Source organism: Streptomyces sp. P9-2B-2 (genome assembly GCF_030406865.1).
In the GTDB taxonomy this organism is placed as follows: domain Bacteria; phylum Actinomycetota; class Actinomycetes; order Streptomycetales; family Streptomycetaceae; genus Streptomyces; species Streptomyces platensis.
Map to the genome: position 1 here is coordinate 4,959,800 of NZ_CP129126.1, position 18,961 is coordinate 4,978,760.

The 18,961-nt window shown below is 71.9% G+C and carries 17 protein-coding genes; 7 read left to right on the plus strand and 10 right to left on the minus strand.

The window, feature by feature from the left end:
* Positions 1-246 precede the first annotated feature (246 nt).
* The gene (locus QT196_RS21750; protein ID WP_168480646.1) at positions 247-1,635 is read right to left on the minus strand and encodes an ArsA family ATPase; all 1,389 of its coding nucleotides are present in this window, start codon (positions 1,633-1,635) and stop codon (positions 247-249) included.
* Complete coding sequence (locus QT196_RS21755) at positions 1,632-2,690, minus strand: ArsA-related P-loop ATPase (protein WP_168480647.1); 1,059 nt, start codon at positions 2,688-2,690, stop codon at positions 1,632-1,634. The genes QT196_RS21750 and QT196_RS21755 overlap by 4 nt, the downstream gene beginning before the upstream one ends.
* A 209-nt stretch (positions 2,691-2,899) precedes the next feature.
* Between QT196_RS21755 and QT196_RS21760 the strand changes: the two genes are divergently transcribed.
* From QT196_RS21760 to QT196_RS21775, 4 genes are all read left to right on the plus strand, one after another.
* Positions 2,900-3,061, plus strand: a complete 162-nt coding sequence (locus QT196_RS21760) for a DUF4177 domain-containing protein (protein ID WP_003975360.1) — start codon at positions 2,900-2,902, stop codon at positions 3,059-3,061.
* Positions 3,058-3,522, plus strand: a complete 465-nt coding sequence (locus tag QT196_RS21765) for a RidA family protein (RefSeq protein WP_168480648.1) — start codon at positions 3,058-3,060, stop codon at positions 3,520-3,522. Before QT196_RS21760 ends, QT196_RS21765 begins: the two co-directional genes overlap by 4 nt.
* Before the next feature lie 123 nt (positions 3,523-3,645).
* Positions 3,646-4,632: an NUDIX hydrolase gene (locus tag QT196_RS21770; protein WP_168480649.1), complete on the plus strand. Its 987-nt coding sequence runs from the start codon at positions 3,646-3,648 to the stop codon at positions 4,630-4,632.
* On the plus strand, positions 4,629-5,465 hold the full coding sequence (locus QT196_RS21775; protein WP_168480650.1) for an MBL fold metallo-hydrolase: 837 nt from the start codon (positions 4,629-4,631) through the stop codon (positions 5,463-5,465). The genes QT196_RS21770 and QT196_RS21775 overlap by 4 nt, the downstream gene beginning before the upstream one ends.
* A 56-nt stretch (positions 5,466-5,521) precedes the next feature.
* Here QT196_RS21775 and QT196_RS21780 read toward each other — a convergent pair whose 3' ends face one another.
* Positions 5,522-6,331, minus strand: a complete 810-nt coding sequence (locus QT196_RS21780) for a nucleotidyltransferase (protein ID WP_168480651.1) — start codon at positions 6,329-6,331, stop codon at positions 5,522-5,524.
* A 143-nt stretch (positions 6,332-6,474) separates the two neighbouring features.
* Complete coding sequence (locus tag QT196_RS21785) at positions 6,475-7,149, minus strand: Crp/Fnr family transcriptional regulator (RefSeq protein ID WP_006604164.1); 675 nt, start codon at positions 7,147-7,149, stop codon at positions 6,475-6,477.
* A 445-nt stretch (positions 7,150-7,594) separates the two neighbouring features.
* Here QT196_RS21785 and nth point away from each other — a divergent pair, with 445 nt between their 5' ends.
* Genes nth through QT196_RS21800 form a run of 3 tightly spaced genes read left to right on the plus strand, consistent with a single transcriptional unit; the run spans position 7,595 to position 10,624 of the window.
* The gene (gene nth, locus QT196_RS21790) at positions 7,595-8,635 is read left to right on the plus strand and encodes an endonuclease III (protein WP_290355472.1); all 1,041 of its coding nucleotides are present in this window, start codon (positions 7,595-7,597) and stop codon (positions 8,633-8,635) included.
* A gap of 53 nt (positions 8,636-8,688) precedes the next feature.
* Positions 8,689-9,411, plus strand: coding sequence for a CoA pyrophosphatase (locus QT196_RS21795; protein ID WP_168480653.1), 723 nt, complete (start codon positions 8,689-8,691; stop codon positions 9,409-9,411).
* Between the two features lie 13 nt (positions 9,412-9,424).
* A complete protein-coding gene (locus tag QT196_RS21800) occupies positions 9,425-10,624 on the plus strand; it encodes a MarP family serine protease (RefSeq protein ID WP_168480654.1) in 1,200 nt (399 codons plus the stop codon).
* Between the two features lie 120 nt (positions 10,625-10,744).
* On the opposite strand, the gene QT196_RS21805 is transcribed toward QT196_RS21800, so the two are convergent.
* The 6 genes from QT196_RS21805 to QT196_RS21830 form a co-directional block, all read right to left on the minus strand.
* Entirely contained in the window at positions 10,745-10,939 is a 195-nt protein-coding gene (locus QT196_RS21805) for a hypothetical protein (RefSeq protein WP_168480655.1), read from the minus strand.
* A gap of 246 nt (positions 10,940-11,185) precedes the next feature.
* Positions 11,186-12,124, minus strand: a complete 939-nt coding sequence (locus QT196_RS21810) for an alpha/beta hydrolase (protein ID WP_168480656.1) — start codon at positions 12,122-12,124, stop codon at positions 11,186-11,188.
* The gene (locus QT196_RS21815; RefSeq protein ID WP_018089969.1) at positions 12,121-12,579 is read right to left on the minus strand and encodes a phage holin family protein; all 459 of its coding nucleotides are present in this window, start codon (positions 12,577-12,579) and stop codon (positions 12,121-12,123) included. The genes QT196_RS21810 and QT196_RS21815 overlap by 4 nt, the downstream gene beginning before the upstream one ends.
* Positions 12,580-12,623: 44 nt before the next feature.
* Complete coding sequence (gene nhaA, locus QT196_RS21820; protein WP_168480657.1) at positions 12,624-14,018, minus strand: Na+/H+ antiporter NhaA; 1,395 nt, start codon at positions 14,016-14,018, stop codon at positions 12,624-12,626.
* Between the two features lie 326 nt (positions 14,019-14,344).
* Positions 14,345-16,309 (minus strand): acetate--CoA ligase, encoded by a 1,965-nt coding sequence (gene acs / locus QT196_RS21825; RefSeq protein ID WP_290355473.1) that lies wholly within the window; start codon positions 16,307-16,309, stop codon positions 14,345-14,347.
* A 148-nt stretch (positions 16,310-16,457) separates the two neighbouring features.
* A complete protein-coding gene (locus QT196_RS21830; RefSeq protein WP_290355474.1) occupies positions 16,458-18,788 on the minus strand; it encodes a SulP family inorganic anion transporter in 2,331 nt (776 codons plus the stop codon).
* Positions 18,789-18,961 lie beyond the last annotated feature (173 nt).

An 18,961-nucleotide genomic window follows, 5' to 3' on the forward strand; every position in this document is an offset into this window, starting at 1 on the left:
GTTCGGTTGATGGCGCGGTCTGATCGGTCCGACAGACGCGATGTGCCATCAGTCACGGTGCGCGGCACCGGAGTTGGAGGCAGGGATGGGGGTGGGCGCGCTGATCCGGCGCGCCCGGTGAAGACGTGGTGCGGCGCCCGGGGTGTGGTGCGGGCGCTTCGTCGGTGTGTGAAGGGTTCGGCGTGTGAACGACCGGGCCGGGTGGGCGTACGGCTGAGTCGTTGTACAGCCGAGTCGCCGTACGGCTCAGTCGTCGGTGTCCGTGGGGTTCAGCGCCAGACGGTCGCCGATGGCACGCAGTCCCGCGAGGTCATGGACATCGCCGGGCAGCGCGGCGACCTCCGTCACCGGAACCTCGGGGTGCAGCGCGGTGAAGCGGTCCCGCGTGCGCCGTTCGCGCGCGAGGACCTGCATGCGTTCTGCGTGCAGTCGAAGCAGCCCGGCGGCCAGTTGCGCCGCTGAGGCCGAGGTGGGTGTCACATGCTCCGCCGCGGCAGCGGGGGAGAGGCCGCCGGCGGTACGTGATCCAGCCTTCCCGCCGTCGAGATCCACAATGCCGTTTGCTTCAAGATTATTTTCTGTGCGGTCGGCGGCGGGACCGGCCACGGTGTCCGGGGCCGACCCGGCCTCCGCGTCGGCGTCCGCGGGCGGGTCCGCGTGGGTGTCCTCCGCCATACGGTCCGTGAGGGCCTCCGCGGCGGCCAGCGCGCGCTCGGCGCTCAGTTGGGCGGCGCCGCTGCCGTGGACACGGTTCAGCACCAGGCCGGCCAGCGGCATCTGCTCGGCGGCCAGCCGCTCGACGAAGTACGCCGCCTCGCGCAGGGCGTCCCGCTCCGGCGCGGCCACCACGAGAAACGCCGTACCGGGCGCCTGAAGCAGGCGGTAGGTGGCGTCCGCGCGGGTGCGGAAGCCGCCGAACATGGTGTCCATCGCGGCCACGAACGTCTGCACATCGCGCAGCAGTTGACCGCCCATGAGCTTGCTGAGGGTGCCGGTCATCATCGACATGCCGACGTTGAGGAACTTCATGCCGGCCCGGCCGCCGACCTTCGCCGGCGCCATCAGCACCCGGATGAACTTGCCGTCCAGGAAGGAGCCCAGGCGCTTGGGCGCGTCCAGGAAGTCCAGCGCGGAGCGGCTCGGCGGGGTGTCGACGATGATCAGGTCCCACTCGTCGTTCGCGCGGAGCTGGCCCAGCTTCTCCATGGCCATGTACTCCTGCGTGCCCGCGAAACCGGCCGACAGGGACTGGTAGAAGGGGTTCTCCAGGATCGCGCGGGCCCGGTCGGCGTCCGCATGGCCCTCGACGATCTCGTCGAAGGTGCGCTTCATGTCCAGCATCATCGCGTGCAGTTCGCCGCCCGATGTCTCGTCTACGCCCTTGACCTGACGCGGGACGTTGTCGAGCTCGGAGATGCCCATGGACTGCGCCAGCCGGCGGGCCGGGTCGATGGTGAGCACCACGACCTTGCGGCCGCGCTCGGCGGCGCGCACACCCAGCGCCGCGGCGGTCGTGGTCTTGCCGACGCCGCCCGAGCCGCAGCACACCACGATGCGGGTGTGCGGGTCGTCGAGCAGCGCATCGACCTCGAGCCGCGGGGCCGAGGCGTCCAGCGTCGTGTTGTCCGAGGTCATATGGGCCCCTGTTTCCGCAGGTCTCTCGCCAGGTGATAGAGCCCGGCGAGGTCCACTCCCTCGGGGAGCAGCTCCAACTCGTAGGTGGGCAGGCCGAGGGCGGTCAGCTCGGCGTGCTCGGCACGCTCCAGCTCGACCCGCTCGGCGTGTTCGCGGGCCTGCTCCAGCAAGGGGTCGATCAGCCGTTCCGCCAGGCCGCCGCGGCGGGCGCCGCCCAGACCGGCCTGGGAGAGCGCCTTGGCGACGCCGCCGCGGGCGTCCCGGGCGGCGATGTCGAGATCGCCGTTGTCCAGCAGCGCCGGGCGGGTCATGTTGATGACGATGCCGCCCACCGGGATGCCGGCGGCGCGCAGCTCCTCGACCCCGTCGGCGGTCTCCTGGACGGGCATCTCCTCCAGGAGCGTGACCAGGTGCACCGCGGTCTCGGGCGACTTGAGGACCCGCATCACGGCCTGCGCCTGATTGTGGATCGGGCCGATCTTCGCCAGCCCGGCCACCTCGTCATTGACGTTCAGGAAGCGGGTGATGCGGCCGGTCGGCGGGGCGTCCATCACGACCGCGTCGTAGACGAACTTGCCGTTCTTGTCCTTGCGGCGGACCGCCTCGCACGCCTTGCCGGTCAGCAGGACGTCCCGCAGCCCCGGTGCGATGGTCGTGGCGAAGTCGATCGCGCCGAGCTTCTTCAGCGCCCGGCCCGCGCTGCCCAGCTTGTAGAACATCTGGAGGTAGTCCAGAAGGGCGCGTTCGGCGTCGATGGCGAGGGCATGGACCTCGCCGCCCGCCCGTCTCCCGCCACTGCCGCGCGGGGGATCCCCGGCGGACGGCGCGCCGGATGCACCCCACGGGGCGGCACCTTCCGATGCCGGACCCACGGCGATCTTGCGTTCCTCGTAAGGAAGCGCTTCGGTCTCGAACAACTGGGCAATGCCCTGCCGGCCCTCGACCTCGACCAGGAGGGTACGGCGACCCTCGGTGGCCAGGGCGAGGGCGAGGGCAGCGGCGACCGTGGTCTTGCCGGTGCCGCCCTTGCCGCTGACGACATGGAGCCTGCTCACGCCAAGGAGCCTAACCAGTCCGCGTCCCGGCTACGCACGGGATACACCTGGGAAGCCCCGGATATCTGCCCGCGATCCGTCGGGGACGGGTCAGGGATGATCCGTAGGGGCCCGGCGTCCCGGGCCGCTGAACGCCGTCCGGGGCCGGTGCGGGCGGGCCGGGGTGGACGGGGTCCGGCGCGGCCCTGGACAGGCATTACGCTCGGCCCATGACCAAGTGGGAATACGCGACCGTGCCGCTCCTCGTGCACGCGACGAAGCAGATTCTGGACACCTGGGGCGAGGACGGCTGGGAGCTGGTCCAGGTCGTTCCGGGCCCGAACAACCCCGAGCAGCTGGTGGCCTACCTGAAGCGGGAGAAGCAGGCATGAGCGCGGTGGAAGACAAGATCGCGGCGCTCGGGCTGAAGCTGCCCCAGGTCGTGCCGCCGCTGGCCTCCTACCAGCCCGCGGTGCGCTCCGGCGCCTATGTGTACACCTCCGGCCAGCTGCCGATGGTGGACGGCGCACTGCCGGCCACCGGCAAGGTCGGCGCCGAGGTCAGCGCCGAGCAGGCCAAGGAACTCGCCGCGACCTGCGCGCTCAACGCGCTGGCCGCCGTGAAGTCCGTCATCGGCGACCTCGACAAGATCCAGCGGGTCGTCAAGGTCGTCGGCTTCGTGGCCTCCGCGCCGGACTTCACCGGCCAGCCGGGCGTCCTCAACGGCGCCAGCGAGCTGCTGGGCGAGATCCTCGGCGACAAGGGCGTGCACGCCCGGTCCGCGGTCGGCGTGGCGGTGCTGCCGCTCGACGCGCCGGTCGAGGTCGAGATCCAGGTCGAGATCGCCGAATAGGCACCCGTAGGGACGCCGCCCCCGTGGTGGCGTGCCGTGCGCCGGAGGGCCCCGCGTCAGCAGGGGCCCTCCGGCGCGAAAGTGGCCCTCGAACATCCGCGCGCGAGCGCATAGCATCCGGCCATGTCGTCCACGACCAATGGCCAGTGGTACCCGCCGGAGTGGCCGGACCGTATCCGGGCGCTCGCGAACGGCGAGCTGACCCCTGCCGAGCCCCGGCGGGCCGCCACCGTCCTGCTGCTGCGGGACTCCGGCTCCGGCCCCGCCGTCCACATGCTGCGCAGACGCACCTCCATGGCCTTCGCCGGAGGTGCGTACGCCTATCCGGGCGGCTCCGTCGATCCCCGTGACGAGCGGCCGGTGGCCTGGGCCGGTCCGTCGCGCGCCCAGTGGGCGGTCCGTATGGGCGTCGATCCGGCCACCGCGCAGGCCATCGTCTGCGCGGCGGTCCGCGAGACGTTCGAGGAGGCGGGCGTGCTGCTCGCCGGTGCCTCGGCCGACACGGTCGTCGCGGACACCACGGGCGAGGACTGGGAGGCGGACCGCGCCGCCCTGGTCGCCCATGAGCTGTCCTTCGCCGACTTCCTGGGCCGCCGCGGCCTGGTGCTGCGCTCCGACCTGCTGGGCGCCTGGGCCCGCTGGATCACCCCGGAGTTCGAACCACGGCGCTACGACACCTGGTTCTTCGTCGCCGCACTGCCCGAGGGCCAGCGCACCCTCCCACAGGAGCCGCCGGCCGGCTCCGGTCCGGAGGGGGCCCGCCTCGCCACCACGGAGGCCGACCTCGCGGTGTGGATCCGGCCCGAGGAGGCGGCCGCCGGCTACGACCGCGGTGAGCTGCTGATGATGCCGCCGACCATCGCGACCCTGCGCGGGCTCCAGCCGTACGCCACCGCCGCGGACGCGCTGGCCGCCGCGGAGGCCCAGGATCTGACGCCCGTACTGGCCAGGGCCCGCCTCGTGGGCGGCGAGATCGAGCTGAGCTGGCCGGGGCACGACGAGTTCACCAAGCACATCACACGGACGGACGCCGGAACCGGTGCCCCTGGGGGCGACGTGCCCGACGGGCCCGCGGACGGCGCCGGCCCCTCGGGAGGGACCCCCGCATGACCGACGCAGCCGCCCTTCCCGGTCAGCCCCGCGGCGGAGTGCTCTCGGGGCCCGCGACCGCGCGCGCCCATTGCGTCCTGGCGCCGAACCCGTCGCCGATGACGCTGGACGGCACCAACACCTGGATCGTCGCCGAGCCGGACTCCGACCTCGCCGTCGTCATCGACCCCGGGCCGCTCGACGAGAGCCACCTGCGCGCCGTCATCGACACCGCCGAGCGGGCCGGCAAGCGCGTCGCGCTGACGCTGCTGACCCACGGTCACCCGGACCACTCCGACGGCGCCGTCCGCTTCGCCGAGCTGACCGGTTCCTCCGTACGGGCGCTGGATCCGGCGCTGCGCCTGGGGGACGAGGGGCTCGAAGCGGGCGATGTCATCACCACCGGGGGCCTGGAGATGCGGGTGGTGCCCACCCCGGGCCACACCGCGGACTCGCTCTCCTTCCACCTCCCGGCCGACCGTGCGGTGCTCACCGGCGACACGATCCTGGGGCGCGGCACCACGGTGGTCGCCCACCCCGACGGGCGGCTGGGCGACTACCTGGACTCGCTGCGCCGGCTGCGCTCGCTCACGGTCGACGACGGGGTGGCGACGGTCCTGCCGGGCCACGGGCCGGTGCTGAACGACGCCCAGGGGATGGTGGAGTTCTATCTGGCGCACCGGGCGCACCGGCTCGCCCAGGTGGAGACCGCCGTCGAGGCCGGCCACCGGACGCCCGGCGAGGTCGTGGCGAACGTGTACTCCGATGTCGACCGCTCCCTGTGGCCGGCCGCTGAGCTGTCCGTGCGCGCGCAGCTGGACTACCTGGGCGAGCACGGGCTGATCGAGGACTGACGCGGCGGACCGGCCGCCGGGCGGCCCCGGGTCGCCGAGAGGCCCCGTCAGGGCGCCTACGGGCGGGGAGCCTTCGCCCCGTGGACGGCCAGATACTCGTCGGCCAGCCAGGGGGCGAGGCCGGACAGCAGCTCGTCCAGCAGCTCCGGGTGCGCGGCCGGCGTCCGGGCAGCGCGCGCCGCGGCGCGCATCTGCTCGGCGTACGCCGGGTAGTAGCGGCCGAACACCTCGGCGGACTCGGTGAGGTCGCTGGTCCAGCCGCGCCAGCGCGGCATGACCAGGGTGAATCCGGTACGGACGAGTCGGCGCGCCACACTCCGGGTCAGCCGGGTGCGCTCGGCTTCCGTAGTGGCCGCCGCGGCCTGTGCGCGCAGACCGGGCAGGCCGCGGAAGAGGTCGCCGTTGGTCTCGCGGGCGAGGAGCGGGGTGGGGCGGTAGCGGGGCAGCCGAGCGGCGAGATCGGGGCCGCTGAGCGGCGTGCACAGGCAGGCCACGAACCACCCCAGGTCGTACCGCTCCGGCGCGCTCAGCAGGCGCTGCACGCCGAACAGCAGGATCCCGACGCCGTCGACCTGGGGGAAGGCGGCGTCGAGGCAGTCCTCTACGGCGCGGGCGGCGGCCCGGTCGCCCTCGGTGGGCGCGTCCCGCAGGGCGAGCAGCACATCGAGGTCGGAGACGCCGGGGACGGCGGTGCCACGGGGGACGCTGCCGTAGAGATAGCCGCTGTGCAGCCTGGCGGGGCCGAAGTGGTCGCCGAGCCGGGCGCCCAGCTCCGCCACTACGGGCGCGAACGGCGCGGACACCCGGTCCAGCGCCCCCTCCCGTAGAAAGCAGCCGTCCCGGTCCAGTCCCGTGCTGTGGGTCATGGCGCCACCATGGCGCGGACCGCGGTGGTCCGGCGAGCGAATTAGCGGGCCGTGGCGGGCCCTCGGGCCGTCGGCGGTCCTGCGGGCGCCCATGACGAAGGGCCCCGCCGGAGCGGGGCCCTTCCAGGCTGTCTGCGGGCGGCTCAGCGCGAGCGCTTGGCCAGCCGCTCGACGTCCAGCAGGATCACGGCGCGCGCCTCCAGGCGCAGCCAGCCGCGGCCCGCGAAGTCCGCGAGCGCCTTGTTGACCGTCTCGCGGGAGGCGCCGACCAACTGGGCCAGCTCTTCCTGCGTCAGGTCGTGGACCACGTGGATGCCTTCCTCGGACTGCACACCGAAGCGGCGCGACAGGTCGAGCAGGGCGCGGGCCACGCGGCCCGGTACGTCCGAGAACACCAGGTCGGACATCTGGTCGTTGGTCTTGCGCAGCCGCCGGGCGACCGCCCGCAGCAGGGCCGTGGCCACCTCGGGGCGGGCGTTCAGCCAGGGCTGAAGGTCGCCGTGCCCCAGACCGAGGAGCTTGACCTCGGTGAGGGCGGAAGCCGTGGCCGTACGGGGGCCGGGGTCGAAGAGCGAGAGCTCACCGATCAGCTCTCCGGGGCCGAGGACGGCGAGCATGTTCTCTCGTCCGTCGGGGGAAGTGCGGTGCAGCTTCACCTTGCCCTCGGTGACCACGTAGAGGCGGTCGCCGGGGTCCCCTTCGTGGAACAGGGCGTCGCCGCGGGCGAGCGTGACCTCTCCCATTGAGGCGCGCAGCTCCGCCGCCTGCTCGTCATCGAGCGCCGCGAAGAGCGGTGCGCGCCGCAGAACGTCGTCCACGAGATCTCTCCTTGTCGACATGCTCCGGGGGACTGTGGTCCCCATCATGCCGGAATGCAAAACAGTGCGATCAATCACAAGTTTGCCGGACCGGTGCCCCGAGCCATAAGGCAGGGGGCCGATTGGGGTCAGGAATCACAGCGATCAAGCCGGATGTCAGTGGCTGGCCTTAGTCTGGCCGAGTGTCCAATACGCCGGTGAGAGCAGAGGACTGGGGGGCCGGAAGAGTGAGCGCAGGGCGGGATTCCGCTGTGGGCGAACAGCCGTCCGGCCGCGCATCGGATTCGGATAAATGTAACAAATCCCTCTCCGGGGTGGCGCCCCACCGGAAGCCGCCGGTCCGGAAAACCGGCGCGTCGCGACCGCCGGCGCAGGACACGACCGTGCAGACCGCCGCGAGGACGACTCCGGCAGGCAAGACCTCGGCAGGGAAGAAGGCCGCCCCGTGAACGCAACCCCCGAGAAGCCGGCGGCGGCCAAGAAGGCCGTCACGAAGAAGGCCACCGCCAAAAAGCCTGTCGCGAAGAAGGCCACCGCGGTCGCCGGGCAGGCCCCCGCCAAGAAGACGGCCGCCGGGAAGACCGCCCTGGCCAAGAAGGCGCCTGCCAAGAAGTCGACGGCCAAGAAGGCGACGGCGAAGACGCCCGCCAAGACGGCCGCCGGGAAGACGCCCGCCAAGACGCCCGCCAAGAAGGCGCCCGCGCGCAAGCCCGAGTCCCGGGTCGCCATGGTGCGGCGGGCCCGCCGGATCAACCGCGAGCTGGCCGAGCTGTATCCGTACGCCCACCCCGAGCTGGACTTCACCAACCCCTTCGAGCTGCTGGTCGCGACGGTCCTGTCCGCGCAGACCACCGACCTGAGGGTCAACCAGACCACCCCGCGCCTCTTCGCGGTCTGCCCGACGCCCGAGGACATGGCGGCGATGCCTCCGGAGAAGCTGGAGGAGCTGATCCGGCCGACCGGCTTCTTCCGGGCCAAGACGAAGTCGCTGATCGGCCTGTCGGCGGCGCTCCGCGACCGCTTCGGCGGTGAGGTCCCGGGCCGCCTGGAGGACCTCGTCACCCTCCCCGGAGTCGGCCGCAAGACCGCCAACGTGGTGCTGGGCAACGCCTTCGGCGTCCCGGGTATCACCGTCGACACCCACTTCGGCCGGCTGGCCCGCCGCTTCGGCTGGACCACCGCCGAGGACGCCGAGAAGGTCGAGGCGGATGTCGCCGAGATCTTCCCCAAGAGCGAGTGGACGATGCTCTCGCACCGCGTCGTCTTCCACGGCCGCCGCGTCTGCCACTCCCGCAAGCCCGCCTGCGGAGCCTGCGCCATCGCCCCGCTGTGCCCCGCGTACGGCGAGGGCGAGACGGACCCGGAGAAGGCCAGGAAGCTGCTGAAGTACGAGCTGGGCGGCCAGCCGGGGCAGCGCCTGAAGCCACCGGCCGACTATCCGGGGCGGCCCGCGCCGCCGATGGCGCCCCCGGTGGCCGCGTCCTGACGACCGCCGCCCAGAGGTGACCGACGATCGATGCCAGGCCTGAGGGGGCGCGGATGCGGAGTGCACGGGAGCAGCGGTACGGCAAGGAGGACGCCGGGGAGGCGTCCGGCCGGGAGGCGGCGGTCACGGCCGAGGGCCTGCCCGAGTGGCTGGCCCCGGTGGCCCGGGTGGCCGCCACGATCGAGCCGCCCCAGCTCAGCCGCTTTCTGCCGCCCGAGAGCGGTGGCCGGCAGTCCGCGGTACTGATCCTCTTCGGCCACGGCCCCCGCGGCCCCGAGCTGCTCCTGATGGAGCGCGCCGGCACCCTGCGCTCCCATGCAGGCCAGCCCTCCTTCCCCGGTGGCGCCCTCGACCCGGAGGACGGCGACCCGGAGGGCTCCGGTCCGGTCCAGGCGGCGCTGCGCGAGGCCGAGGAGGAGACCGGACTCGATCCCTCCGGTGTGCAGGTCTTCGGCGTGCTGCCGCGGCTCTACATCCCCGTCAGCGGCTTCGTGGTGACGCCCGTCCTGGGGTGGTGGCGCCGGCCGAGCCCGGTCGGCGCGGTCGACCAGGCGGAGACCGCCCGGGTGTTCACGGTTCCCGTGGCGGATCTCACGGACCCGGCCCACCGCGTGACAACCCGCCATCCCAGCGGCCACATCGGGCCTGCTTTCCTTGTCGAGAACGCCCTGGTCTGGGGGTTTACGGCCGGAGTCATCGACCGGATCCTGCACTACGCGGGCTGGGAGATTCCGTGGGACCGTGACAAGGCCGTCCCGCTCGACTGGCGCTCGTGAGACGGTGTCCGGCGTGAACGTCCTGGACATTTTGCTGCTGGTCGCGGCCGTGTGGTTCGCCATCATCGGCTATCGGCAAGGCTTTGTCGTCGGCATCCTGTCCGTGATCGGCTTCCTCGGGGGCGGCCTGATCGCGGTCTATCTGCTGCCGGTGATCTGGAACGAGATCACCGGGGAGGCGACTCCCGGCACCTTCGCGGCCATCGCGGCGGTCGCCATCGTGATCGTGTGCGCATCCGTGGGCCAGGCGCTCACCACCCATCTGGGCAACAAACTGCGCCGCCACATCACGTGGTCACCGGCGAGAGCGCTGGACGCCACCGGCGGGGCGCTGGTCAACGTCCTGGCGATGCTGCTGGTCGCCTGGCTGATCGGCTCGGCGCTGGCCGGCACCTCCCTGCCGACGCTCGGCAAGGAGGTCCGCAACTCCAGGGTGCTGCTCGGGGTGTCCCGGGTGCTGCCCCCGCAGGCCGGCACCTGGTTCGCGGACTTCTCCTCGGTCCTCGCCCAGAACGGCTTCCCGCAGGTCTTCACGCCGTTCTCCAACGAGCCGATCAACAATGTCCCGGCGCCCGATCCCCGGCTGGCCACCAGCCCGGTCGCGGCGCAGGCCAAGCGCAGCATCGTCAAGGTCGTCGGCACGGCCCCCAGTTGCGGCAAGGTCCTGGAAGGCAGCGGTTTCGTCTTCGGCCGGCACCGTGTGATGACCAACGCCCATGTCGTCGGCGGAGTGCGCGAGCCGACCGTCCAGGTGGGCGGCGTGGGCCGTACGTACGACGCCAAGGTCGTGCTCTACGACTGGCGGCGCGATATCGCGGTCCTGGACGTGCCCTCGCTCCAGGCCCCGGCGCTCCAGTTCACCGGTACCGACGCGAGCAGCGGCAACAGCGCCATCGTCGCCGGCTTCCCGGAGAACGGCGGCTACGACGTCCGCGCGGCCCGGGTCCGCGGCCGTGTCCAGGCAAACGGCGCGGACATCTACAACCGCGGCACGGTCGGCCGCGATGTCTACTCGCTCTACGCCACGGTCCGGCAGGGCAACTCCGGCGGCCCGCTGCTCACCCCGCAGGGCAAGGTCTACGGCGTCGTCTTCGCGAAGTCGCGGGACGACTCGCGCACCGGCTACGCGCTGACCGCCGACGAGGTCCGTGAGGACGCCATCAGGGGGCGCAAGGCCCAGCAGCAGGTCGACAGCCAGGGCTGCGCGATCTAGAGCCACTCCGGTGGGCGGGCGTGGGCCCGGCCACCGGAGAGGTCCTGGCGGTTCGGAGAAGCGCTGCCGCCCGTCGACGTCCGGCGGGGGAAGTCCCGCGCCCGTCGGCGGGCCGAGGAATCAGGTGCGGGGATGGCGTAGTCGCGCGCTCATCCAGCGCGCTCTGCGGCGCAGGATGCGCGGAATCCCCATCGGGTGCGCCGGGTCGGGGGCTGCGCCGGACCTGAGGTCCGGGCCCCTTTCCTGAGTACCCACGGCAACGGTACTGCTGCGGCGGTTGCGTGCCACGTCACGGTAGTCGTGCGTCCAGCCCATACCCTCGACTCTGCCCGTGGCCCAAGGTCCGTAACCGCCCCGGGGACCGCCAATTGGCCTATGCGCCGGGCAAGTGGCTGTTCGTCAGATGCACGTTCGAGTGCGGTGTGCGGCCGCGCCGCCGAGCGGTACGGAAAGCCCGCTGAGAGGTGCGCGGGGAGCGTGGAAGAACCGGTTCGCGTGGTGGGTTCAACAGCCCGTCCCGGGGCGGCGTTGCGCTCTGCCCGGCCCCGGGACGGCGGTTCGTCACCGGTCCGGTTCCGGGTCCTTCAGCCAGTTGATCAGCTCCGTGGAGAACGCCACCGGGTCCTCCTCGTGCGGGAAGTGCCCCAGCCCGTCGAAGAGCCGCCAGCGGTACGGCGCCTCGACGTACTCGCCGGAGCCGGCCGCGCTGCGGGTGCGCATCACCGGGTCGAGCGAGCCGTGCAGATGCAGCGTCGGGACCCGTACGGGCATCTTCATCCGGCGGTTGAACTGGAGACCGTCGGGGCGGGCCATCGAGCGCACCATCCAGCGGTACGGCTCGATCGAGCAGTGCGCCGTCGAGGGGATGCCCATCGCCCGGCGGTAGACCATCAGGTCGTCGTCGTCCGGCAGCCGGGGGCCGGACCAGTCGCGGATCATCCGGCCCACCAGCGCCGCGTCGTCCGCCGTCAGCGCGCGCTCCGGCAGCCAGGGGCGCTGGAAGTTCCAGATGTGCGAACTCCGGGCGCTCTGCCGGACGTCGGCGAGCATCGCCGAGCGCCAGCGCCGCGGATGCGGCATCGAGGACACCGCCAGCCGGCGCACCAGCTTGGGCCGCATCACCGCCGCCGTCCAGGCGAGATAGCCGCCCAGGTCGTGGCCGACGAGGGCGGCGTCCGGCTCTCCCAGGGACCGTATGACGCCCGTGATGTCCAGAGCGAGGTTCGCCGGGTCGTAGCCGCGCGGGGTGCGGTCGCTGCCGCCGACGCCCCGCAGATCCATCGCGACCGCCCGGAAGCCCGCCTCGGCGAGCGCCGGCATCTGGTGCCGCCAGGTCCACCAGAACTGTGGAAAGCCGTGCAGCAGCAGCACCAGGGGGCCGTCGCCCATCTCCGCGATGTGGAAGCGGGCGCCGTTGGCCGCGACGTCGCGGTGCGACACCTCTTCCCCGCTGGGGATGCCGAGCCGTACGACCGCGGCGGTGCTGTCAGGGGCTGTCATACCGATGAGCGTGTCACAGACTCCAGCACCGGGTGCTCCACGGGCGCCACACGCGGGTGCGGCTTGGCCTTCTGGAGTACGGCTGCGGTCTCCTTGGCGGAGTTGATCGACTTCTCCGGCTTCTTGATCTTCTTCATCTTGGCCATCGCGATGAGGGCCAGCAGTCCGGCGAGGACCAGGAAGGCGCCCCCGACGATCAGGAAGGACCAGGCGAGCCCGAGGCCGAGGTTGTGGATGCCGTACGCCGCCGCGAAGCTCAGCACCGGCAGCGCGAACAGCGCCAGCGCACCGGCCACCATGAACGCGGCACTGCCGATGCCCGCGCGCTTGGCGTCCTGCCGGAACTCCGCCTTGGCCAGCGCGATCTCGTCGTGCACCAGCGCGGACATTTCGGCCGTGGCCGTGGCCACCAGCTGTCCGAGGCTGCGGTCCGTGCCGTCGTGGACTGCGCTCATCGCCGTCTCCCTCTTCTCTTCACCCGGATGCAAAGCCTCTCAGATCATGCCGGACCATCGTCTCCGGCATGCGAGTCGGAGGCCACTTCGGCAAGCCGCCGGTGCTCGGCGGCCTTGGCTTCGTGGATCGCCGCCATCCGCAGGTGGTACTCCGGCTTGTCGAGTTCGTAGATGTCGGGGATGCCGTCCTGGTCCTCGTCCCGCTCCTCGTCCTCGCACAGCTTCTTGTACTTGGTGTTGCGGACCTTGAGGAGGATGCCGGCGAGGACGGCCGCCAGCAGCGAGCCGATCAGCACCGACGCCTTGATCTCGTCGGTCAGCACCAGGTCTCCGGCGAAGGCGAGTTCGCCGATGAGCAGGGAGACCGTGAAGCCGATGCCGGCCAGGGAGGCGACGGCGAAGACATCCGGCCACTTGAGGTCGGGGTTGAGCTCGGCCCGGGTGAAGCGGGCGGCGCACCACGTGCCGCCGAAGATGCCGAGCGCCTTGCCCACCACCAGGCCGAGCACGACCCCGAGCGTCTCCGGCCGGGTGAAGACCTCGTGGACCGCACCGCCGGATATGGACACGCCCGCGGAGAACAGGGCGAACAGCGGCACGGCGAAGCCGGCCGAGAGCGGGCGGACCAGATGCTCGATGTGTTCGCCCGGGGACTGCGTCTCACCGTCGTGCCGGGTGCAGCGCAGCATCAGGCCCATGGCGACGCCGGCGATGGTGGCGTGCACCCCGCTGTTCTCCATCAGGCCCCAGATGACCAGGGCGAGCGGGACGTAGACGTACCAGCCGCGGACACCCTTGCGCAGCAGCAGGTAAAAGAGCACCAGGCCGGCGAGGGCGAGGCCGAGCGCCAGAAAGTTGATCTTCGAGGTGAAGAAGATCGCGATGATCAGGATCGCGAAGAGGTCGTCGACGACGGCGAGGGTGAGCAGGAAGGCGCGCAGCGCGGCGGGCAGGGATGTGCCGATCACGGCGAGTACGGCGAGCGCGAAGGCGATGTCGGTGGCGGTGGGGACCGCCCAGCCCTGGAGCGAGCCGCCGCCGATGCTGTTGACCGCGAAGTAGACGACCGCCGGCATCGCCATGCCGCAGAGCGCGGCGACCACGGGGAGGGCGGCGGCCTTGGGGTCACGGAGCTCGCCGGCGACCAGTTCGCGCTTGAGCTCGATACCGGCGACGAAGAAGAAGATCGCGAGCAGCCCGTTGGCGGCCCAGTGCTGGAGGGACAGGTCCAGGCCCAGCGCGGCCGGCCCCAGGTGGAAGCCGCGGACCGTCTCGTAGCTCTTGCCGAGGGTGTTTGCCCAGATCAGAGCGGCTACGGCGGCGGCGAGGAGGAGGACGCCGCCGACGGTTTCGGCACGTAGCGCCTCCGCGATGAAGTTCCGCTCGGGCAGCGACATCCGTCCGAGGAACGGGGTGCGGCGGTTCCGGGGGGCGCTCATGCGCGGGCCTCGTCGCGCTCGGCGGGACGGTGGGCGCGCGGCGCACACTTCTTGATCGTTTGATTGCTTGGCGCGCTCACTGGATGACCTCCGGCTTTCGGCAGCTGTGTACGGCTGTTGCAGTTGCCGACCAGACTTCCCGGCGCACCCAGAGTTTTAGCGTGTCATTGACGCGTGTCCCACTGTACCGGGCGGGCGCAAGCGGCTATCCGGTGACCTCACTTTACGGTCAATTCGGACGAGGGGCCGCTGGGGAGGGGCGGCCGGCCCACGGCAAGGGGGCACCCGGCCGCGTCGGCCGGATGCCCCTGCGTACGCCGTCCCGCTCAGTCCTCGCTGGACGCGCTCGGCAGCTTCGCCTGGATCAGGTCCATGACCGAGGAGTCGGTGAGGGTGGTGACATCACCGAGGTCGCGGTTCTCGGCGACATCGCGCAGCAGCCGCCGCATGATCTTGCCGGACCGGGTCTTGGGCAGCTCCGCGACCGGCAGGATCCGCTTGGGCTTGGCGATCGGGCCGAGCTGCTGGGCGACATGGGCGCGCAGCTCCTCGACCAGGCCCTCGTCCTCCGCCGCACCGCCGCGCAGGATGACAAAGGCGCAGATGGCCTGGGTGGTCTGCGGGTCGGCGGCGCCGACGACCGCGGCCTCGGCCACCTTCGGATGCGACACCAGCGCCGACTCGACCTCGGTGGTGGAGATGTTGTGGCCGGACACCAGCATCACGTCGTCCACCCGGCCGAGCAGCCAGATGTCGCCGTCGTCGTCCTTCTTGGCACCGTCACCGGCGAAGTACTTGCCCTCGAAGCGGGACCAGTACGTGTCGAGATAGCGCTGGTCGTCGCCCCAGATCGTGCGGAGCATGGCCGGCCAGGGCTCGGTCAGGACGAGGTAGCCGCCGGCGCCGTCGGGGACCTCGCGCGCGTCGTCGTCCACGACCGTCGCGGCGATACCGGGCAGCGCCATCTGGGCCGAACCGGGCTTGGTCGTCGTGACGCCCGGCAGCGGGCTCAGCATCATCCCGCCGGTCTCGGTCTGCCACCAGGTGTCGACGATCGGTGTCTTGTCGGCCCCGATGTGCTTGCGGTACCACATCCACGCCTCGGGGTTGATGGGCTCGCCCACCGACCCGAGGACGCGCAGCGACGACAGATCGAACTTCGCCGGGATGTCGTCGCCCCACTTCATGCAGGCGCGGATCGCGGTCGGCGCGGTGTAGAGGACCGTCACGCCGTACTTCTGCACGATCTCCCACCAGCGGCCCTGGTGCGGGGAGTCGGGCGTGCCCTCGTAGAGCACCTCGGTCGCGCCGTTGGAGAGCGGGCCGTAGGTGATGTACGAGTGGCCGGTCACCCAGCCGACGTCGGCGGTGCACCAGAAGACGTCGGTCTCCGGCTTGAGGTCGAAGACGGCGTGGTGGGTGTACGACACCTGGGTGAGGTAGCCGCCGGTGGTGTGCAGGATGCCCTTGGGCTTACCTGTCGTGCCGGAGGTGTAGAGGATGAACAGCGGGTGCTCGGCGTCGAAGGCCTCGGGCGTGTGCTGGTCGCTCTGCCGGTCGACGATCTCGTGCCACCACACGTCGCGGCCCTCGTGCCAGTCGACGTCCTCCTGGCCGGTGCGGCGTACGACGAGGACGCTGCGGACGTTCTCCGTGCCGGGCTTGGTCAGTGCGGCGTCGACGGCGGGCTTGAGGGCGGACGGCTTGCCGCGGCGGTAACCACCGTCGGCGGTGATCACCACACGGGCGTCCGCGTCGTTGATGCGGGTCGCCAGGGCGTCCGCGGAGAAGCCGCCGAAGACGACCGAGTGCGGAGCGCCCAGCCGCGCACAGGCCAGCATGGCGATGACCGCTTCCGGGATCATCGGCAGGTAGATGGCGACCCGGTCGCCGCTGCGCACGCCCAGCTCGGTCAGCGCATGGGCGGCCTTGGAGACCTCGCGCTGGAGCTCGGCGTAGGTGATCGCGCGGGTGTCGCCGGGCTCGCCCTCGAAGTGGATGGCGACCCGGTCACCCAGGCCGTTCTCCACATGCCGGTCCACGCAGTTGTACGCGACATTGAGCTTGCCGTCCGCGAACCACTTCGCGAAGGGTGCGTTGGACCAGTCGAGGGTCTGGGTCGGCGCGGTCTCCCAGGACAGGCGTTCGGCCTGCTCGGCCCAGAAGCCCAGCCGGTCTGCCGCGGCCTGCTCATACGCGGCAGCCGTGACGTTGGCGTTCGCGGCCAGATCGGCGGGCGGCGGGAACCGCCGCTCCTCCTTGAGCAGGTTGGCCAGGCTTTCGTTGCTCACGACATCTCCCAATCCCAGGGCGTCCGATGTGTCCCCAGGCCATAGCTCATCAGCCCGCGCCCGGCCCTGACAAGGGCTGTGGACAGTTATTGGTGTAGACCTTTCGTTCAGGGCGTGTTCAAGGGCTGTTGAGGAGACGCCGCGCAGGTCAGACCGTGACCGGCGCAGGTTCGCCGCGCACCGCGCAGAACCGCCCGGCGGCCTCGTCGAGCACATATGCCTGGGCCTCGCCGACATGGAAATACATGCCGTGCAAGGTCAGTGTGCCCTCGGCCGCCCGGCGGGCCACACACGGGTGGGCCCGGAGGTGGTCGAGCTGTTGCATGACGTTGACGAGCGCGAGCCGTTCCTGGTCATCACTCACCGGCCGCCCGCTGAGGGCGACTTCGCCCCGGCCCAGCCGTCCGATGCGCTGCATACGGGCCAGACTCGGCCGGCCGTGCCGCAGCCAGCGGGAGAGCGGGGTCGGCTCGGCGTCTGCCGGTGCGGCCGCGCCCAGCAGCGCCCCCATGGCGCCGCACCCCGAGTGCCCACAGACCGTGATCGAGCCGACCCGCAGCACCTCCACCGCGTACTCGATCGCCGCGCCCACGGAGTCGCAGGAGGCGTCGGAGCCGGTCGGCGGCACCAGATTGCCGACATTGCGCACGGTGAACAGATCGCCCGGCCCGCTGGACGTGATCATGCTCGTGACCAGCCGGGAGTCGGCGCAGGTCAGAAACAGCTGGGTGGGCCGCTGACCCTCGCGCGCCAGCCGGGACAGCTCCTCGCGCACCAGCGGAGCCGTATGGCGCTGGAATGCCGAGACCCCGCCCATGAGTTGGCTGCCGCTGCTCTCCGGGACCGCCGCCGGGTCCGGGGCGGGCCGGGTGCAGTGATGATTGCGCCAGGGCGTCCACGGACGGCAGGAGTGCGCACCGGCCTGCGCGGCGAGCGGCCGCCCCGAGCGGCCGCCGAGCGTCACCCGGCCTCCGTGCGCCCGGTGGGTGGCCGACCAGGACTGAAGCGCCTCGTAGGCGGCGTGATCCATGAACGAACCGCACAGCTCGACGACGACATCGGTGTGCGCCGGCACCTGCGCCAGCGCCCGGCTCAGCCGCGGCACCGCCAGGAACGTCAACTGCCCGCTGACCCGCACCCGGTGGCCGTCCGCCTCCTCCGTGACCGTGACACGGGTGTGCGTCAGGCGGCGCAGCGCCAGGAAGACCGCGACCGCGATGCCCGTCACCACACCCTGGAGCACACCCAACAGGACCACACCGCCCAACGTGGCCGCGTACACCGGGAATTCCCGGTGCCGCTGGACGTGCCGGATGTGCGCGAAGCTCACCATCCGTACGCCGACGACCATCACCAGCGCGGCCAGTGCGGCCAGCGGAATCAGCTCCAGCGCCGTGGCCAGCAGGCCCGCGCACAGCAGCACCCAGACGCCGTGCAGCACGGTGGCGCGGCGGGTGACCGCGCCGGCCCGCACATTGGCCGAGCCGCGGATCGCGCCCCCGGAGATCGGCAGCCCGCCCAGCAGCCCGGAGACCGTATTGGCCACGCCCTGGCCCGCCAGCTCACGGTTGAGCCGCGCGCGCCCCGTGGGGGCGTCCGGACGATCGGCCGCCAGCCGGTCCACGGCCACCGCCGACAGCAGCGACTCCATGCTGGCGACGAGGGTGACGGTCAGTACCGCGGCGGCAAGGGCCGGAAGGGAGTCGTCCGGAAGCACCGGCAGCTCGGGCATCCGCCAGGACGGCAGCTCCACCCGCGCCACCTCCGTTCCCGCGCTGACGGCCGTCGCGGCGAGCACGGCGGCCAGCGGGGCGGGCAGCACCCGCGCCCACCGCCCGGCGCGGCCCGGCAGCCGTCCCCAGCCGAGGAGCACGGTGACGGTGACGGCGCCGATCAGCAGCGCGACGGCGTGGGGGTGCGCCAACTGGCCGGGCAGCGCGGCGGCGTTGTCGAGCGCCGAGCTGTCCGGGCTGCCGCCGAGCACCACATGGAGCTGGCCGAGGGCGATGGTGGCCCCGATGCCGGCCAGCATGCCGTGCACGATCGCCGGGCTGATGGCCAGCGCCGCGCGGGCCACGCGCAGGGCGCCGAGGGCGAGTTGGGTGAGGCCGGCCAGCACCGTGAGGGCGCAGGTGGCGCGCCAGCCGTAGCGCTGGACCAGATCGGCGGTGACCACCAGGAGGCCGGTTGCCGCGCCGCTCACCTGGAGCGGAGCGCCCCCGAGGAGACCGGCGACGATGCCGCCGACGACCGCGGAGACCAGACCGGCCTGGAGCGGGGCGCCGGTGGCCAGGGCGAGGCCCAGGGACAGCGGGACGGCGAGCAGGAAGACGACGACCGAGGCGGAGAGGTCCCGGCGGGCGGCCCGGCCCTTTTTCGCCGGGGAGCCGAGATCGGACGGTGTACGGGGCTCGGGAGGGATGTCGGTGCGGTGCGATGTGCGCGGCGGCTGCGGCGGCAACTTCTCGGTCTGCGGCATTCCCGTCTCCTCCGGGGCGACGCGGTCGCGCGGGGCGCGATCGTGGGGCGGCGGTGTACTGCGGCGGGACGTGAGCCGACCGGCGGGTATCACTGTTGGGCGATGGTCCGGTGACTCTCAAGCATCGGTAAATGAACCGTAATGAGAGGTAAAGGCAAGGAGAAGCTTTTGCG

Bases quoted from the DNA above. Each gene is read 5' to 3' on its own strand.
- QT196_RS21760 (WP_003975360.1), top strand. From the start codon at position 2,900: ATGACCAAGTGGGAATACGCGACCGTGCCGCTCCTCGTGCACGCGACG.
- QT196_RS21770 (WP_168480649.1), top strand. From the start codon at position 3,646: ATGTCGTCCACGACCAATGGCCAGTGGTACCCGCCGGAGTGGCCGGAC.
- QT196_RS21780 (WP_168480651.1), bottom strand. From the start codon at position 6,331: ATGACCCACAGCACGGGACTGGACCGGGACGGCTGCTTTCTACGGGAG.
- QT196_RS21815 (WP_018089969.1), bottom strand. From the start codon at position 12,579: ATGAGCGCAGTCCACGACGGCACGGACCGCAGCCTCGGACAGCTGGTG.
- QT196_RS21750 (WP_168480646.1), bottom strand. From the start codon at position 1,635: ATGACCTCGGACAACACGACGCTGGACGCCTCGGCCCCGCGGCTCGAG.
- nhaA (WP_168480657.1), bottom strand. From the start codon at position 14,018: ATGAGCGCCCCCCGGAACCGCCGCACCCCGTTCCTCGGACGGATGTCG.
- QT196_RS21830 (WP_290355474.1), bottom strand. From the start codon at position 18,788: ATGCCGCAGACCGAGAAGTTGCCGCCGCAGCCGCCGCGCACATCGCAC.
- QT196_RS21795 (WP_168480653.1), top strand. From the start codon at position 8,689: ATGCGGAGTGCACGGGAGCAGCGGTACGGCAAGGAGGACGCCGGGGAG.
- QT196_RS21805 (WP_168480655.1), bottom strand. From the start codon at position 10,939: ATGGGCTGGACGCACGACTACCGTGACGTGGCACGCAACCGCCGCAGC.
- QT196_RS21775 (WP_168480650.1), top strand. From the start codon at position 4,629: ATGACCGACGCAGCCGCCCTTCCCGGTCAGCCCCGCGGCGGAGTGCTC.
- QT196_RS21765 (WP_168480648.1), top strand. From the start codon at position 3,058: ATGAGCGCGGTGGAAGACAAGATCGCGGCGCTCGGGCTGAAGCTGCCC.
- QT196_RS21810 (WP_168480656.1), bottom strand. From the start codon at position 12,124: ATGACAGCCCCTGACAGCACCGCCGCGGTCGTACGGCTCGGCATCCCC.